Raw genomic sequence first — 15901 nt, 5'->3', positions numbered from 1 at the left:
AGGCGTGCGAGGAGTGGGCGCGGGCCGGCTGCTAGCGGCGGTGCGCGGAGGTAGTGCTCACCGGAGGTGCTGCCGCCATGGGCGTGGTGGTGACGGCTGGTGGGCGAGGCGCGGCCAGATGCCGCGGCGCGGGGGTGCGGTGCGGTGGCAGGACGGCCACGGCTTCCTCCAGCTGCCCTCCGACGTGCGTGAGGTCTTGGAGCAGGTGGCCGGTCTGGGCCGCGAGGATCCGCAGGCGGACGGCGATCTCGTGCCCGGCCCGGGTGTCCATCGCGGCGGCCCACGTGGCACAGGTGTCGAGGAACTCCGTGAGCTGGGCGATGTGCCCGGCAGGGGCGTGGGGCGGCTGGTCGGTGACGTAGGAGATCGCCTCGGCGACGGAAGCGCTGTGCTGTGCTTCGATGACGTCGCGCGTCAGCTGAGCGAGGGGGAACCCGGAGAGCGCGTGCGTTGTCGGCGCATGCCCGCCGGGGAAGAGCACCCCGGGCGGGACCGGCGGCGGAAGGTCCTGGATGGCTTCGTCGTCGGTGTCGTAGCAGCCCAGAACCTGCACGTGCGGGCTGTCGATGTCCCCGGCGAGGATCAGGGCGACCTCTTCGTCCTCGTCCGGGTACGGCAGCACGGCGACGGTGAGCTGGCGGCCTGTGGCGTCGTACCGCGACTCCTGGGGCTGGAGCAGATCACGGCTGCGGGCCGCACGGGCCCGGGCGGTCCACCACTCCTGCTCCTCTCCCGTGAGCCGCAGACCGGGGCGCGGGGGATGGGCCGGCTGGAGGGCCAGGTCCCGCAGGAGTACGTCGTGCTCGCCCCAGGTCCGCAGGTAGGGCCACAGCCGTGCGTCGCAGGCAGCGGTGTCCTGGCCCGTGGGGTGTTCCTCCAGAATGCGGACGGCTACGTCCGCGGCGTGGGCGAGGTCGGAGACCAGAAGATGCCAGCCGGCGTGGTGACGAGCGGGAGGCATGGCCTCGATACCGGCACTCGCGTGGGCGAGTAACGTGGGCACGTAGGGCCGGAGATCGCCGAAGAGTTCGGCGAGGTGCCGGTTGCGCTCCGCCTCGACGGCCTGGGCAGCCTGCTCGTCGAGCATGTCGCCGTGGCGGTTGTGGAGGCGCTCCAGGGCAAGCTCGCAGCTGAGCGTGGTGACCGAGAACCGGGTGCCCCAGCCGGTCAGAGCATCGATTGCTTCTTGCAGTGGTGGGGTTGGGGAGTGAGGGATGAAGGCTCCAGGGTGGCGGCTACCTGCGGTTGAGGGAGGCGGCGATCTGCAGGGGCGGGGAGGGGAGAGCGGCTGCCGTGCGGAGCGGAGCGAGAGCTGTCCGGGGCCAAGTCGCCCGGCTGACGGAGCGGGCGAGGTCGACCAGGTCCAGGCCTTCGAGAAGCCACACCGCCAGCGGATCGGGATCCGAGGCCTTCTGCGGCGTCGTGGCGGCTTCCTGCGCCAGGGCCGGCTGGCCGAATACGGCGTCCATGCCTTCCAGGAACGCCTGCTCATGTGGGTTGAGGCGGGCGTTGCTGGCGCGCACGGTGCTGATGATGTGCGGCGCGGCGTCAGCGAAGCGGGCGAAGGCGTCGGCCAGGTCATGCTGGGGCGGATCCATGACCGTGCCGGGCTCGTACGCCTCGTGGGCCCAGTCCAGATCGTCCCTGAGGGTGATCAACTGCATTCGCCAGAAGCCATGGTGGTACTCGGCGAGGAGGGAGGAGCTGACCTGGTGGGCGGCGTGCGCGTCCCCCACGGTGATGCTGGAGGGCCCGGCAACCTCCGGGGTCAGGTTCATGTCCGCCGGGATGAGCGCGCCAACGCGGTACTGATCGCGGCCGGAGACCGGTACGACGGCCAGCTCGACCCCGCTCTCGCCGCGAAGGATCGCCGCAGCCAGCAGACGCTCGGTCTTGACCGCGTGCGCGAGAGGGTCGGAGCGGGGCGTCCACAGGTCGTACAAGAGGTCCTCTTGCACTATCGGGGCCGGGTAGTTCTCGACCCGCACGCTCCACTGGCCGGGCAGGTTCTCACCAAGCTCACGAGCGAAGTCGCCGATGTAGCGGCTGCCGTTGGCGGCGACCTGCGCCTCGTGCGCCAGAGCGGTGCCGCCGAGGGCGGCCAGCGACTGCCGGGCGCGGGCCATGTCCGTCAGCGGTGTGAAGTAATTGCCGTCGCTGTCCTTCTCGAACGCTGCGAGCTGGAGAGCGGTCCGGGCCCAGCGCCAGTTGTCGCCGGATACGAGGCCGACGATGCCGTAGTACCGGCTGGTGAACAGGGTGATCTTGGACGAGGTCAGCGGGGACCTCCCTCGGTGCCAGCGGTGAGCGCCAGAGCGGGCCCGGACCGGTCGGGCAGGGTGTCGTGCGTGGCGGTCAGCAGGTCGATGCCGAGCTGGAAGAGCGTGCGGTCGGCGATGTCGAGGAGGTCGCTCGTGCGGTCGTAACGAGCGGCGAGCTGCCCGTGGCCCTGTTCCCGGCAGCGGCTACCGGAGGCGCGCAGCAGGTTCCGCAGCGCGATCAGCCCGGCCTCCTCACCACCGGCCGCCAGTTCGGCGGCGGGGTCTGCGGGCAAGGGCAGGCCGCGCAGGGATTCCTCGCCCTCCCGGTGTGCCCGCAGACGCAGCTCGCTGCTGCCGGGACGGTTGTCGACGGTGTGGGTCATGCGTAGAACGGGTCCTTCGCGAATCAGCGGCTGCGGCTCGTGGGGGTGGGTGTGCTTGGTGCGGGGGTGGCCGGTGAGGTCTGCGGTGGCCCGTATCCCCAGGCGCGCGCGGTCGCGTACTGAGGCGAGGTGGTGGCGGCGGCCTGCGAGGCTCCGGTGCGGTACCACTCGCGCGGGTCTCGAACCGGGGTGGTCCGCGCCGGCGTGGTGTTGGCGGGGTCGAGGGAGTAGTCGGCGTGGACCTGGTAGCCGCTGCGGCGCAGGCTCTCGACGGCCTGGCGGCTGCGCCGGGGACCGTCATGGGCGGGGGTAGTCAGGAGGTACACACCGTGCAGGCCGTGGAGCGGCTGGAAGCCGAGACGGGTCAGGTACCACTGGGTGATGTGGTGGGGGATTCCTTGGGCGGAGGCGACGTACCCGTGCTTGGGGTGCGTGCCGACGACGAACTGGCCGGGCAGGGGAGCGGCTCCTTGCTGATCAGCGGCGCGCCACCCGCGGTGTGACGGGCGCGGAGGGGGTGGGCACGGTGGTGAACGTCTTCGGCGCGGTCCCCGAAGGCTGGTTCGGGCCCGCCGTGGTCACCGGCCACATCGCCGGGTGGTCGCTGAAGGCGGTGCGTGGGTCGGTGGCCCACCCCACGACGGGACCGCGCGACTGCTCGTAGAGACTGATGACCTCGATGCCGTCCGGATGCAGGACGTATCCCCACTCCGCGTCACCGGTGGCTCCGGCCTCGGCGGTGATGCGTCGCGGGGGTGAGCCGTCGGGGGCGGTGAGGTTGCTGGGCTGTGTGCTCGGCCAGCTGTCACCCCCGGTGAGAGCGACGACCAGATCCTCGGGGACGTCGTCGAGGAGGTCCGTGCCCAGCTCTTTCCAGCAGATGGAGACATCGTCGATGAGGTGCCGGGTCATGGAGTCCAGGTCCCGGGCGAAGGTGTACCGGTAGGCGGCCAGCAGGAGGGGGAGAAGGCTGCTGGGCGTTCCGTCTCGGAGGACGTAGATGCCCTGGTAGCCGGCCTCGGTGGGGCGGGCGATGAAGGACCTGATGGACATTGCGGTGCTCCGGACTCGGGTGTCAGGAGGGGCGGGCTGCCGCGCAGCCCGCCCCTCGCGGTACGTGCCATGTCATCGCACGTTGCCGGGACTGGCCCTGGCGGATGGAGGTGTGGCGGGATGTGGGGTGGGCGGCAACTTGCCTGCTCGAAGAGGGGCTTGCGCCGTGGGTGTGGTGTGGAGGAGGCGGGCAGCCTCGGTTCTGCCGCTTCGCCATGCTGCGGCGGCTGCATCCGAGTACGCGGGATCCATCGGTTCTGAAGTGGTGAGGGCGCCGTGCGCGTAGGCGCGGCTCACCTCAGACGGGACGTGGTCTTCGTCCCACACATCCCAGGGCCACAAGGCCTCTATGGTGTAACGGCCTTGTGCATCCGGCGTGGCGGTGTAGGTGAAGCCCTCGCCGTCGTAGTCCTGGGTGGCGATGAAGGTCAGAGCGTCGCCGTCCCAGAAGCCGGACAGCCCGCACGTGTCCCTGCTCAGGTCGGTGACGATCCGCTCGGCCGTCTGCCGACTGAAGGTGAGGGTGTCGTATCCGGTCATCGTGGGTCGGTCGGACGTACCAAGGTACGGACCGTACGGAGAGCCCTCGACGACGACGAGGTGAAGAAAGGCTGGCACGGGAGATTCCAAGTGGTGAGTGGGGTGGAGGCGGCGGAGGAGGCGCGACTACGGGCGCGGCGCCGGCGGGGTGACAGGAGGCGACGATGGCGGCAGCGTTCTCCCGGACACCGTCCGCTTCCTGGCGGGCGGGAGGTCGTACTCCGCGCGCAGCGCCGTCTTGATGCCGTCGTCCGCAGCGGCGAGGGCGGCGAGCAGCCCGCTGGAGGCACTCCACAGCTGCTTACGCGAACCCGCGGTGTTTTGCGCGGGACGGGGGTATCGGTAGCCAGCGTGCAGCAGGAAGGTGCTCAGGTCGTGGACGACCTGTTCGGCGGCGTCGAGCGCTGCGAGGACGACGGCGCTGGCCTCGACGGGCGTCGCAGCGTGGTCAAGCGCTGTCTCGAAGGGCCTCAGGCCAAGTTGGTGAGGTGCGGGACCGGGCACTGGGTGGCGGCGGAGGAACGCTTCGGAGTCCCGGCGGACCCAGCGGTGGAGGTCGTCGGTGGTCGCGGTGCCGGTGGCGTGGGCATGGATCATGTCGGTGGTGCGGCCAACGTTGTCGTTGAGTTCGAAGTCGGGTTTCAGGTACGGCTCCGGGGATCGGGACAGTGCATGCGGGCGTCGGTGTCGAACAGGGCCTGCTCGGCTGGATGGAGAAGATGTTGAACGATGAATGACCTGCCTGCGACCTTCCAGAGGCCGCGTCCGCGGTTGAGATGGGAGATCGCCTCGGTTTCCACGGAGGTCAGGCCGAGCAGGGTTGCGGCCGCCTGGACCTGGTCGGGTTCCTGGCGGTAGATGATGCGGGTGGCGCAGTCGGCGAGCAGTCCCTCGGCCAGGGCCCGGCCCTGGGAGCCCGCGTCTCCCGCGGTCAGCAGATCGGACAGGCGGTGGATGACCATCAAGTTGGCGATGCCCAGGCCGCGGGACAACTTCCACTGGGACTGCATGCGCTGGAGAAGGGCGGGGTGGGCCATCAACCTCCACGCCTCGTCGTAGACGATCCACCGCCGGCCGCCGCGAGGGTCGGTGAGGGCGGACTCCATCCAGGCGGAGGCGCAGGTCATGGCAAGAACGAGCGCGGTGTCGCCGCCGGATCCGCCGAGACGGGACAGGTCGATGGACAGCATCGGGCTGGCGGGGTCGAAGCTGACGGTGGAGGGGGAATCGAACATTCCGGACAGATCGCCGTGGACCAGGCGGCGCATGGCGTGGGAAAGGTCGCGGGCCGCGTCTCCCAAGTGGCCGGAGACGGTGCCGGCGGCCTGGTCGAGGAGGGCGGGCTGGGCCAGGGTGTGGGCGATGTCGCCGAGTAGCGGCGTGCGGCCGGCTGCTGCGGCGGCGGTCACGACGCCGTCGAGGGCGATGTCGAGAGCGGTGTGCTCCATCGGCATCAACTCCCGGCCGAGGATAGTCCGGGCCAGCGATCCGAGGAGCAGCAGACGCCGCTTGCGGACTTCCCCCGCCCAGTCGGCCTTCGCTACGGACGGGGGTCTGGGGGCTGCGTCCAGGGGATTGAGGCGGCCTGGCAGGCCGGGGCCGAGGGCGATGGAGGTGCCGCCGAGGGCTTCGGCTACTGGAGTCCATTCGCCCTTGGGGTCGCAGGGGACATACACGCGATATCCGAAGGCCACCGACCGCAGGGCGAAGCTCTTCGCGAGCGCGCTCTTGCCCTGGCCGATCACGCCGGCCAGCAACACGTTCGGGTTGGTGAAGCCCTCGACGCGGCCGTACAGGGTGAACGGGTCGAAGGTGAAGGCGGCTTCGGCGTGAACGTCGCGGCCGATGTAGATGCCGTCTGCTCCGAGACCGCCTTCGGCGAGGAAGGGGTACGCGGCGCCGGCGACCGCGGTGGTCATGCGGTGGGCGGGCAGGCGCAGGCGGGTGCCGCGGGCGGAGGCATGGCCAGGCCGTCCTGCGGCGGGGTAGAGGGGGAGGGGCATCTCCTCCCCGGCGGACTCGTGTTCACCGGTGTGGGCGGTTGCTTCGGCACGGGCCTTGGCCTGGGCTTCGGCGAGCTGACGGCGGGCTGCCTTGCGGGTGGCGCGGTCGAGGCCGTGCGGGGTGAACAGGGGGGATGCGCTGGCGCGGCGGGCGCGGCGGCCGGGGCGGTGCTGGGACATGTGGGCGGATCGTTTCTGCGGGGGCTGCCCTCAGGCGGTGCGGGCCGGGCGGGGGCCGTGGTCGGCGGGGGTGGTCTTGCGGCGGATGGCGTGGCCGGAGGCGAGCTGGCGCTGGCAGATCGTGAGGACCGGCGGTCCTTCGGGCAGCCGGTCGGGGCGGCAGTCCGTGCCGGAGCGGCTGTGTTCGGCGGCGGGGAGGGTGTGGAAGGCGTCGTGGATGCTTGTCGCGGCCTGCCACAGACGGAGGTGGGCAGAGGCCAGATGCCTTCCCGCCGCCGAATGCCGGGGCCGCGCGGTGCCCGCGAGCCGGTCCAGCAAGAGATGGAGGCTGGTCAGGTGGCCGTGCAGGACGTCCAGGTGTGCGCGGTCGGCGGGGATGCGGGTCCGCGCTGCCTGGCGGGCGTGGTGGCGGATGCCGGCGGTCGCGGCCCGCAAGTAGGGGTGCGCGTCATCGGCCCGGGTGTGGGCGGGGTCGGTCAAGTGGGGGTCCTTGCTGCCGCCGGGGTGTGCGGCGGGTATGCGGCTACAGGGCGGTGCGGGCCAGGGGGAGCGCGGCGAGGGTGAAGGCGTCGGGCTGCTGGTAGGTGAGGCGGCGCAGGTCGACCTGGGCACTGACGGCGGCGGTCTCGATCTGCGCGCACGCGGCGTCGAGAGCGGCGTCGGTTTCAGCGGAGACGGTCAGCACCCCGGTGAGGGCGACGTCACCGTGCCCGGCGATCAGCTGGCGCTCGCGTTCCTTCACATCGCCGTACTCGACGGAGTCGGCCTCGGAATCGACCTGGCCGCGGCGCTGGCGCTCGGCGGCGTCGGCGATGATCGTGGCCTTCGTGCGCTGCACATCGCGCAGCGCGGACTCGAGCCCCTGAGGCACGTATATAAGGGAGAAGGAGCGGCGCACGCCGGCCGTGAACATCAGCCCGTGCAGGAAGCCGGCCCCGGTCTCCGTCCGTGGCCAGTTCTCCACCCAGTAGGTGGCGTGGCGGGCAGAGTCGGTGATGACCCGGTCATACTCCTCGACCTGGACGACGGGACCTGCGGCAGCGGGGTCGGCCTCGGCCCTGCCATGCTCGGACCACTGCTGCAGCCCGGCCAGGGCCTTGGGGTCGTAGGCGGTGCGTACGACGGCGGCGATCTCGCGGGCGGTGAGCCAGCCGGTGACCACTAGGCCCGCGTTCCGGGCGGCCTGGGCGACGGAGGTGGTGGACTGCCCGAGCACGGTGAAGGCGCCGGGCAGTCCCCCGCCGGCCTGGCTGACCAACCGCTTGGCGGCCTTCAGGTTCAGGGAGACGGCGATGTACGTCTCGTGCGGAGCTGCGGCGGGACCGGCGGAGGCGACGAGCTCGGAATACACCTGCCCGGCGACCGGGGTCTGCGGGTTGCCGTGGGTGTTCCAGTGGCGGGTGAGGGTGTCGCCGGAGTCGGGGACGGTGCGCTCCAGCACCTGCACGGTGGAGATGTGTCCTGTGCGGGCGATGCCGGCCAGGACCCGGCCCCACGAGGTCACGTTGCTGTTCTGGGTGGCGGGGTCGAGGAGGGCGAAGGCCCTGCTGGAGACGCGGGCAACAGCGGTCAGGGTCTGGGCGTGGGGATCGTGGACGGCTGCGGCCTGCGATCCGGAGGGGGTGACCACGCGCAGCGAGGCGGCGGTGCCGGGCAGGTGAAGCATGCCGTCCGTGCGGGGCCGGGACACCGCCCGGGCCAGCCACAGCGTCTGGCCGGTACGACGGCGGTGTGCGTAGCGCAGGACGATCGGCGCCCAGTCGATCAGGGACCGGCCGTTGCGGCGGACGGCTACGAGGGCGCCGACGGCGGCCCAGAGCGGTGTCAGGGCGAGGGCGCCGACCAGGCCGGTGGACACCACGGTCACCAGGAGCAGGGCCAGGGCAGCGGAGGTGAGGACGAGCTGGGGCAGGGACAGGCCGAGCAGGATGCCGCGCTTCGAGCGGTGGGGGAATTTGATCGTGAGGGGCAGAGCGAGGTCATACAAGGCAGGGCCGCTTTCGGGGGCGCGGGGTGGGGCCCCGGGCGGGACACGGCAGTGGTGTGCGGCGTGTCCCGTCCGGGTGGCGTGGACGGGTCAGGAACCGGTGGAGGGCGGCGGCGCGGTGAAGGGACTGCTTCCGACGGCCGGACCGTGTGCGGAGGGTGCGCTCGGTGGCGAGCCCTCCTGGGTGCTGCGCGGCACGGGCCCGGTGCCGCCGCCGGATCCGGACTGCGGGCCCGGGTTTCCGCCGAAGTGGCCGTTGGTGTCCTGGCCCGCGCTGGTCGGCGGGGGCTGCACGGCCTTCTCCATGCCGCTCTTGAACGCGCCTGCGGCCGGGGAGAGTCCACTCCCGCCTTCCTGGCCTCCGCCGCCGGAGGAGTGGGAGGCGATGTCGCCGGGGAACTGCCCCGGCACGCTGGCCGGGCCCTGGGGCGCGGCACCTGCTCCGGCAGCGGCGCCGCCGGTGCCGGCGGTCGTGGCCATCGCGGTGGCCTTGCGGGTCGCCTTCTCGGCGTGCTGTTTGGCGATCGTCGCACCGGCTCCGCCGGAGCGGTGCAGGGACTCGCCGTCAGCGCTTTCCGCCGCCCAGTGCACGAACTTGAACGTGGCGTAGGGGCAGAGCAGGACGAGCATCATGACGACGATGCCGGCGAGGCAGTCGGCCAGCGCGCCGGTACCGTCCTTGGCCTCGGTCTTGCCCATGGCGGAGACGCCGAGGAGGAACACGATCGTCATCAGCAGCTTGCTGACCACGAGGGTGGCAGTGGCTTCGATCCAGCCCCGGCGCCAGCGCCGCGCGACCTCCCAGCCGCCACCCGAAGCGGCGAATACTGCCAGGGTGACGAGGACGAGAATGCCGACCTTGCGGACCATCATCACGCACCAGTAGAGGATCGCCCCTATGGCGGATCCGATCCCGACGATGGCGGGCACCATCCAGCCGAGCGGCACCATGGACGCGACCTGGGACACCTTGACCATGCGGCGCACGGAGTCCTCGATCGAGGATCCTGCCGCGGCGAACAGGCCGTCGGACAGGGCGTCCACCACCTCGATGGCGACGGTGGTGCCGGCGATGGCCGCGAAGGCGAAGATGGTGCCTGCCGCCGTGCCGGTGAAGGCTTGGGCCAGGGCGCGTCCGTCGCGCTGGACCGCGGCGCGCACCAGCTGGGCGCAGAAGGTCCCGACGAGCAGGACCAGGCCGATCGGCAGGATCAGCTGATAGTTGTCGCGGAACCAGCCCGCGTTCAGGTCCACCTTGGTGGTGACGTTGACGGCGTCGGCGGCGAGATCGGCTGCTGCGGCGGCGAGGTCACCGGACGATTTCGCGATCCAGTTGCCGATCCCCTCGGTGATGGCCTTGCCGGGATCGGAGACGAAGTCGATGGCGTCGGCCGCGGTGCACAGCTTGCTGGCGACGGGCAGAGAACAGAAGTCCACTGGAGAGGTACCTCCCTATCTTCAGTGGCGTGCTACGGGGCGACGCTGGGGGCGATGGACACAAGGGCGCAGTCGCTGCCGGGCCGGCACTGGACGGCGAGGGTGACCGAGCGGTCCTCGGCACCGCCCCCGCCGTCCTTCCAAGCGATGGTCTGCTTGCCGGTGACGGTGACCGCGTAGATGTACGCCTCGGTCAGCGCGGACGGGTTCTCGGCCAGGGCCTGCTTGAACGCCGATGGGAATTGAGCCTCACCGACCGCGGCAGTGGCGTGCTGGGCGCTGTCGGTCATGCGCGACCACAGCACCGGGTCAGGGACCTGGCGGGAGACCGCGGTCCAGTCGGTGTATTTCGTCTCGCTGGTCATCCAGGCGTTCATGCCGGCGAGCTGCTGGTCGCGCGTGGTGGCGCGGCTGTCGTAGGACCAGAGCATCACCGCCGCCGCCCGGCCGTAGGCGAGCGGGTCGGAGATCTTGGGCGGAGCCGGGACAGAGCCCGTACCGGTGCTCGGCTTCGCAGCCGTGTCAGCCGGAGCGCTGGGCGCGGGAGCCGACGACCTCTGCCCACCGGCGTGCTGTTCGCCACGGTTGGTGAACCAGGCGGCGAATCCGGCAACCGTGAGCAGGACGGTGATCACGAGGGCGCCGACGAGGACGCGGCGGCCGGTCGACCAGTGGGTGGTGGCCCGGTGAAGCGGTGAGAGAGAACGTTTCGGCATTACTTGACCTGCGTTCCGAGGGCCGAGAAGAACGCGACGATCCCGTTGGCCGCGCCGAGGCCGAGAGCGGCACCGGCGCTGACGACGGCGCCCTTTTTTCCGTTGGCCTCGGCCTGGTGGCCGCCGGAGTGGTGGCCCCAGGCCCACACTCCGAGCGAGATGGCCAGGGCGCCGACGACGGCGATGATGCCGAACATGTTGATCGAGCTGACGACCTTCTTCAGGACGTCGAGTCCCGGGAGGCCGCCCTCCTTCGGGGTGATGCCGGGGTCGTAGGCGAGGTAGATGACGCGGTCTGCGAGTGAAATGGGTATGGCTGTGCTCCTTGCGGCCGCAGGCCGAATGGCCCTGCGGGTATGCGGGTATGCGGGTATGCGGGTATGCGGGTATGCGGGTATGCGGGGAAAGGGAAGGGGCGCGCGGAGCGCGCGGGAGGGCCCGATCAGGCCGGGTGGGGGCGGCCGGCGGGCTAGTTGTTCAGCGCGGGGATGCGGCGGACGGCGAGGATCTGCCAGTCGCCAACCTTCTCGATCCGCACCGGCTTGGTGGTCCTCGGGGCGTTGATCACCAGGCCCGCGCCGATGTACATGCCAACGTGCTCGGGCACGACAGCGGTGCCGCGGGCGAAGAGCAGGTCACCAGGCTTCAGGGCGCTCGCCGGCACGGCGTCGCCCTCCTTGACCTGGGTGTACGTGGTCCGGGTCAGCTGGACGCGGGCCTTTCCGTAGGCCTGCTGCATCAGGGAGCTGCAGTCGCAGCGGCCCATGGGGTCGGGGCCGTGCGGCGCGGTGCAGGTGCCGGCCCACTGGTAGAGAGTGCCGAGCTGGTGCAACGCCCAGTCGATCGCGGTGCGGGCCTTGGGGGAGGCGTCGGCGGGGATCTTGTACCCGGCGGGGACGGTGCCCTCCGGGATGACGCCCCAGTCGGCTCCGTTCTCGCCCGGCTTGCAGCCTTCGCCCCCTCCCGGCGTTGGGCCGGGCTCCTGGCCGGGCCGGTCCTGGCCTCCGTTCGGCAGCGTTTTGACGATGGCCTGCTGCAGGGCCCGGGACAGCGGCTCCCACTGGGCGTACGCGTCCGGGTATCCGGAGCGCTGCACGGCCTGGGCGGCCTGGGTGATCGTCATCTGCTGCCACCCCCTGACCTCCAAGAGCTCCTTGTAGAAGCGAGTGGAGGCGTAGACGGGGTCGCGGATCTGCTCGGGTGTGCCCCAGCCCATGGAGGGCCGCTGCTGGAACAAACCGAGCGAATCCCGGTCGCCGAAGTTCAGGTTCCGCAGCCGGGATTCCTGGATGGCCGTGGCGAGCGCGACGACCTGTCCGCGCTCGGGGACCTTCAGCGCGATGCCCGTGGCGGCGATCGTCTTGGCGTGAGGGATCTGCTCGTCGGGCAGCTCCAGGCCCTCGACACGGAGGCTGCTGTCGCTGCCCTGGCCGCCGAGGATCGAGGCGACCTGATTGGCGACAGCCGACGTATCGACGCTCGTGCCGGCCGGGGTGCAGGCACTGTTCCGCGAGGCGGCACCGCTGCCGGCCGCCGCCATGGTGGCGGTGGTGGCGAGGAGGAGGGGGGAGAGGCAGAGGATACCGATGGCGGCGGCTGCGGCCTTCAATCCGGTGTGTCTCCCCGCTCGCCGGGCCGGGCCGGAGGCTGGGTTTCAGGCAGGGGAGGGCGCAGGGATGGCATGGGGGTGTCCTTGGGGTGTGTGGTGCCCCGGCCGCGCGGTGCCGTGGAGATGTGAGAAGGGCGCGTCCGGCCGGGTGATGGGTGAGCTGTGCCTCGTGCGTCGTGGCGAGTTCCCGCTCGCGGTGACGCACAGGCGGGTCAGGTGTGCCAGGGCAGGGGGTACCTCCGTGTGGGCATGACGGGGGAATGGCACCAGCGACGGTATTCGCCGGGCAGTTCCAAAACAGTAAGTGCGGATCCCCGGTTGACCAAGAAAAAGATGATCAAGGCTCTATTTCAAGGGTTTCGGCGGTGACCGTGGTCAACCGGGGATCGTGCCCTACAGTTTTGGAACTCCCCTTGCATGACCGCCTGATGGCCCTATGGCACATCTATGCCCGCATCCGGGTCGGCGGCATCATCGCAGCGAGCAGGAGCCCACCTTCGCCATTCCCGAACCGATATTGGGGTACCTCTTTGCCTTTCTCCCTGCACCAGGGTGACGCCCTCAGCGTCCTGTCCACCCTCCCGGACGACTGTGTCGACTCCGTCATCACCGACCCCCCGTACAACTCCGGCGGCCGGACCGCGAAGGAGCGCACGAGCCGAAGCGCCCGGCAGAAGTACACCTCCGCTGATGCCGGCCACTCTCTGCCGGACTTCACCGGCGAGAATATGGACCAGCGCAGCTACGGCTTCTGGCTGACGCAGATCATGACCGAAGCCCACCGGCTCACCCGCCCCGGCGGCACGGCGCTGCTGTTCACCGACTGGCGCCAGCTGCCCATCACCACCGACGCGATCCAGGCCGCCGGCTGGACATGGCGCGGGGTCCTGGCCTGGCACAAGCCCGCCGCCCGGCCGCAGAAGGGACGGTTCACCCAGAACTGCGAGTTCATCGTCTGGGGGTCGAACGGGGACATGGACGGCTCCCGTAACGAGGTCTACCTCCCGGGCCTGTACTCCGGCTCGCAGCCGAGCGGCCGGAAGCGGCAGCACATCACGCAGAAGCCCGTCGAGGTGATGCGCGAGCTCGTCAAGATCAGCCCTCCGGGCGGCACCGTCCTCGACTTCTGCGCCGGATCCGGCTCCACCGGCGTCGCGGCCCTGCTGGAGGGCCGCGACTTCATCGGCGTCGAGAAGGCCAAGCACTACGCCGAGATCGCCTCCGAACGGCTTGCGGAGTCTCTGCAGCAGGCCTATTCCCAGGACGACTTCGTCCTCTCCGCCTGACTCTCGCCCGCCTGCCGCAGGGGCATTTCGCCTTCCTGCCCCTGCGGCTGGGAGCTTAATGGCACGCGATCCCCGGTCAGTCAAACCGGGAAATACATGGATCGTTGAAATGTAATCCCTTACGAAACCCAACGGCCGTGCGCGGCTGCGAGGAGAGGTATGTCGTGCTCGAACCCGTAGACGGCCCTGACGGCCTGGAGATGGAACCCATCCGCCTGCCGGAACCTGACTTGGAGAGTATCGAGGCCAGCGTCCGCAAGCTCCTGGCGAAGTCGGCCGAGCAGGCCAGGCAGCTCGACAACCTGGCCACCGCACCCGACCCGATTGCGATGCCCTTCGCTGCCTTCACGATGCCGGGCCTTCCCGGCATGCCCGCCCCCGTGTCGCCGCCCGAGCCGAAGCCGATCCTGGAGCTGGAGGGGGAGGAAAGGGAGAACGAACTCGACTCCCTGACCGACTGGGTGGAGGACTTCCTCATGCCGGTCTACGGCGCGGAGATCACCACCGCCGCGCCGTGGTGTGACGAGTGGCAGGACCACCTCGACGTCGTGGCCTGGCTGCACGCCCTGTGGATGGCCTACCAGCAGCACAAGGACGCCGAGGCCGGACCCTCCGGGATGTTCGTGTGGCACCGCGATTTCCTCACCCACGCGATGGCCGCGGTGCGCTCGGCCGGCGGGCCGCTCTCAGCCTGCCAGACCGATCCCGACCGGCCTGCTCACCGGCTGCTCCGGGGTCCCGGCCGGACCACGCGCCCGGCCGCCGAAGGCGACACGGGCGGCGTCTTCGAGGCGGCCTCGTGAGCGGGCGCGAGCAGCCGGCCTTCGGCCTGACCTTCGATCCCCGCGCCCTGACCGACCTCCTCCAGGCCCCCGGCGACATCCGCGACCTCGCACTCGCCCAGCTCCAAGACGTCGTCAACGCCCGGCTGTTCGGTGGCAAACTCACCGCCGAACTCGAAGGGCTGCGCAAGGTCTACGTGGACTCCCGCGCGGCCTGGCGGATGGTCTACGCCCAGCGGCGTGCCCCGGAGGGCTCCGCCTATCGCACCGAAATCCATGTCGTCGCTGTCCTCCCGCGGGACCGGCACGAGGTCTACAACACCGCCGCCGCCCGCCTCGGCATCAAGCGCCGGCCGGTCAGCGCGCTCACACACGCCGCCCGGGCCCGGTCGCCCCAGCTCGACACCGCCCGCCCCGCCCCCAAGCCCACCTACAGGCTCCCCGGCCTTCCCCAGCCCGCCCTCCCGCTCACCCCGAAAGGCCCCACCCGTTGACGACCTTCCCGAACTTCCTCGACACCGTCACCACCACCCTCCTGGGAACCAAGCCGCTGGAGGAGAACGCCCATCACCGCGCCCTCCTGGACGCCTTCATCAAGGTCCAGGACCTGGAACAGCGTCTGCTGACCGCGATCACCACCGAGCCGGAGGGCGGCACGGGACTCTCCGGGCTGATGGAGGCATGCACCGATCTCCTCAGAGAACGCCTCGACGCCGGATACGACCTGTCCCTGCTCCTGTCGACCGGATGCTGTGCGGCCGACGTGGCCTTCCCCGCCCCCTGCGGAACGTGCGGTCTGGTACAGAAGGAGGAAACCTGCCAGGAACCGGCGGGAGAACCGGCCAGCCTCCTCGACGCCTGCGGTGACGTGTTCGCCCAGCTCGGCGACCCCCATGCCATGGCCTCCGCCGACCTCGTTGATGCTCTCCGCCGCCTGCCCGGCGTCGCCGGAAACCACTGGCGCTACAGCGAACTCACCCAGACCCGCCTCGCCGAACTCCTGGCGCCCTACAGCGTGCGCACCCGCGACATCACCCTGCCGGACGGCCGCCGCCGCAAGTCCTACCAGCGCGACACCATCCTCGCAGCCCAAGGCGTGTGCACCAGCTGCTGAGCACCACCGGCCCCACTCCCATCCAGACTGCGACTCTGGCGGACTGGCCGTCCATCGAGGCCTTCCACCACAGATGCTCGGAGCAGGCTCTGTACCGTCGGTGGGGCAGGACCCGGATTGTCCGCCGCGACATCGAGCGACTGCTGCGCCACTCCAACTGCTGGATCGCCGTGCACGGTGCCGACGGCGTTATTGCCCTGGGCTCGGCCGGGTCGGCGAGCCGGCAGCCGGGCGTCTTCGACCTCGGTCTGCAGGTAGCCGACACGCATCAGCGCCGAGGCACCGGTCTGGCCCTCGCCCGCCACGCAGCAGCCCATGCGCGGTCCCGCGGGGCGCACACCCTCTCCGCGTACACGGCGTCCAACCTGCCGATGCTCGGTCTGGTCCGCCGACTCGGCCACGTCACCGCATCACGGGACGCCACCCACCTCGACGTCCGTCTTTCCCTGTCCGGGGCAGGCACGATCCTGCCCCGCACCTCACGCCCAGGAGGCTTCCCTGCCGTCCACCACACCACCGAGGAAGGCTCTGACCAGCCTTGACCAGCGCG

The 15901-nt window shown here is 70.7% G+C and carries 19 protein-coding genes; 5 read left to right on the top strand and 14 right to left on the bottom strand.

The features are described 5' to 3' along the window. Window positions 1–31 precede the first annotated feature (31 nt). From IE248_RS30330 to IE248_RS30265, 14 genes are all read right to left on the bottom strand, one after another. Window positions 32–1087: a hypothetical protein gene (locus IE248_RS30330; protein WP_190032260.1), complete on the bottom strand. Its 1056-nt coding sequence runs from the start codon at window positions 1085–1087 to the stop codon at window positions 32–34. Between the two features lie 148 nt (window positions 1088–1235). Further along, a complete protein-coding gene (locus tag IE248_RS30325; protein WP_190032259.1) occupies window positions 1236–2126 on the bottom strand; it encodes a hypothetical protein in 891 nt (296 codons plus the stop codon). 149 nt (window positions 2127–2275) lie between these two features. After that, on the bottom strand, window positions 2276–2644 hold the full coding sequence (locus tag IE248_RS30320; protein WP_190032258.1) for a hypothetical protein: 369 nt from the start codon (window positions 2642–2644) through the stop codon (window positions 2276–2278). Window positions 2645–2667: 23 nt separating this feature from the next. Then, window positions 2668–2970, bottom strand: coding sequence for a hypothetical protein (locus IE248_RS30315; RefSeq protein ID WP_190032257.1), 303 nt, complete (start codon window positions 2968–2970; stop codon window positions 2668–2670). 151 nt (window positions 2971–3121) lie between these two features. Beyond that, entirely contained in the window at window positions 3122–3697 is a 576-nt protein-coding gene (locus tag IE248_RS30310; RefSeq protein WP_190032256.1) for a hypothetical protein, read from the bottom strand. 72 nt (window positions 3698–3769) lie between these two features. After that, entirely contained in the window at window positions 3770–4237 is a 468-nt protein-coding gene (locus tag IE248_RS30305; protein ID WP_190032255.1) for a hypothetical protein, read from the bottom strand. Window positions 4238–4363: 126 nt separating this feature from the next. Further along, complete coding sequence (locus IE248_RS30300; protein WP_190032254.1) at window positions 4364–4834, bottom strand: hypothetical protein; 471 nt, start codon at window positions 4832–4834, stop codon at window positions 4364–4366. Between the two features lie 44 nt (window positions 4835–4878). Beyond that, entirely contained in the window at window positions 4879–6420 is a 1542-nt protein-coding gene (locus tag IE248_RS30295) for a VirB4 family type IV secretion system protein (protein ID WP_190032253.1), read from the bottom strand. Window positions 6421–6450: 30 nt separating this feature from the next. Then, window positions 6451–6900 carry a DUF6238 family protein gene (locus IE248_RS30290; protein WP_190032252.1) on the bottom strand — a complete coding sequence of 150 codons (450 nt, stop codon included), beginning with the start codon at window positions 6898–6900 and terminating at the stop codon, window positions 6451–6453. 43 nt (window positions 6901–6943) lie between these two features. Continuing rightward, a complete protein-coding gene (locus IE248_RS30285; RefSeq protein WP_190032251.1) occupies window positions 6944–8407 on the bottom strand; it encodes an SCO6880 family protein in 1464 nt (487 codons plus the stop codon). A gap of 90 nt (window positions 8408–8497) precedes the next feature. After that, on the bottom strand, window positions 8498–9844 hold the full coding sequence (locus IE248_RS30280; protein ID WP_190032250.1) for an SCO6881 family protein: 1347 nt from the start codon (window positions 9842–9844) through the stop codon (window positions 8498–8500). A gap of 32 nt (window positions 9845–9876) precedes the next feature. After that, window positions 9877–10560: a hypothetical protein gene (locus IE248_RS30275; protein ID WP_190032249.1), complete on the bottom strand. Its 684-nt coding sequence runs from the start codon at window positions 10558–10560 to the stop codon at window positions 9877–9879. Further along, window positions 10560–10874, bottom strand: a complete 315-nt coding sequence (locus IE248_RS30270) for a DUF6112 family protein (RefSeq protein WP_190032377.1) — start codon at window positions 10872–10874, stop codon at window positions 10560–10562. The genes IE248_RS30275 and IE248_RS30270 overlap by 1 nt, the downstream gene beginning before the upstream one ends. A gap of 155 nt (window positions 10875–11029) precedes the next feature. After that, the gene (locus IE248_RS30265) at window positions 11030–12169 is read right to left on the bottom strand and encodes a C40 family peptidase (protein ID WP_190032248.1); all 1140 of its coding nucleotides are present in this window, start codon (window positions 12167–12169) and stop codon (window positions 11030–11032) included. Between the two features lie 530 nt (window positions 12170–12699). On the opposite strand from IE248_RS30265, the gene IE248_RS30260 reads away from it, so the two are divergent. The 5 genes from IE248_RS30260 (at window position 12700) to IE248_RS30240 (ending at window position 15893) form a co-directional block, all read left to right on the top strand. Continuing rightward, window positions 12700–13455: a DNA-methyltransferase gene (locus tag IE248_RS30260; RefSeq protein ID WP_190032247.1), complete on the top strand. Its 756-nt coding sequence runs from the start codon at window positions 12700–12702 to the stop codon at window positions 13453–13455. 200 nt (window positions 13456–13655) lie between these two features. Then, window positions 13656–14258 carry a DUF4913 domain-containing protein gene (locus IE248_RS30255; protein WP_190032376.1) on the top strand — a complete coding sequence of 201 codons (603 nt, stop codon included), beginning with the start codon at window positions 13656–13658 and terminating at the stop codon, window positions 14256–14258. Beyond that, on the top strand, window positions 14255–14731 hold the full coding sequence (locus IE248_RS30250) for a type II toxin-antitoxin system RelE family toxin (protein ID WP_190032246.1): 477 nt from the start codon (window positions 14255–14257) through the stop codon (window positions 14729–14731). Before IE248_RS30255 ends, IE248_RS30250 begins: the two co-directional genes overlap by 4 nt. Further along, window positions 14728–15351 (top strand): DUF3631 domain-containing protein, encoded by a 624-nt coding sequence (locus tag IE248_RS30245; protein ID WP_190032245.1) that lies wholly within the window; start codon window positions 14728–14730, stop codon window positions 15349–15351. Before IE248_RS30250 ends, IE248_RS30245 begins: the two co-directional genes overlap by 4 nt. Next, a complete protein-coding gene (locus tag IE248_RS30240; RefSeq protein ID WP_229895624.1) occupies window positions 15336–15893 on the top strand; it encodes a GNAT family N-acetyltransferase in 558 nt (185 codons plus the stop codon). Before IE248_RS30245 ends, IE248_RS30240 begins: the two co-directional genes overlap by 16 nt. The last annotated feature ends 8 nt before the right edge of the window (window positions 15894–15901 follow it).

This window comes from Streptomyces goshikiensis (assembly GCF_014650555.1).
Taxonomy (GTDB): domain Bacteria; phylum Actinomycetota; class Actinomycetes; order Streptomycetales; family Streptomycetaceae; genus Streptomyces; species Streptomyces goshikiensis.
Note: the sequence above shows the minus strand (reverse complement) of the source record. Positions and strands in the feature narration are given on the sequence as shown.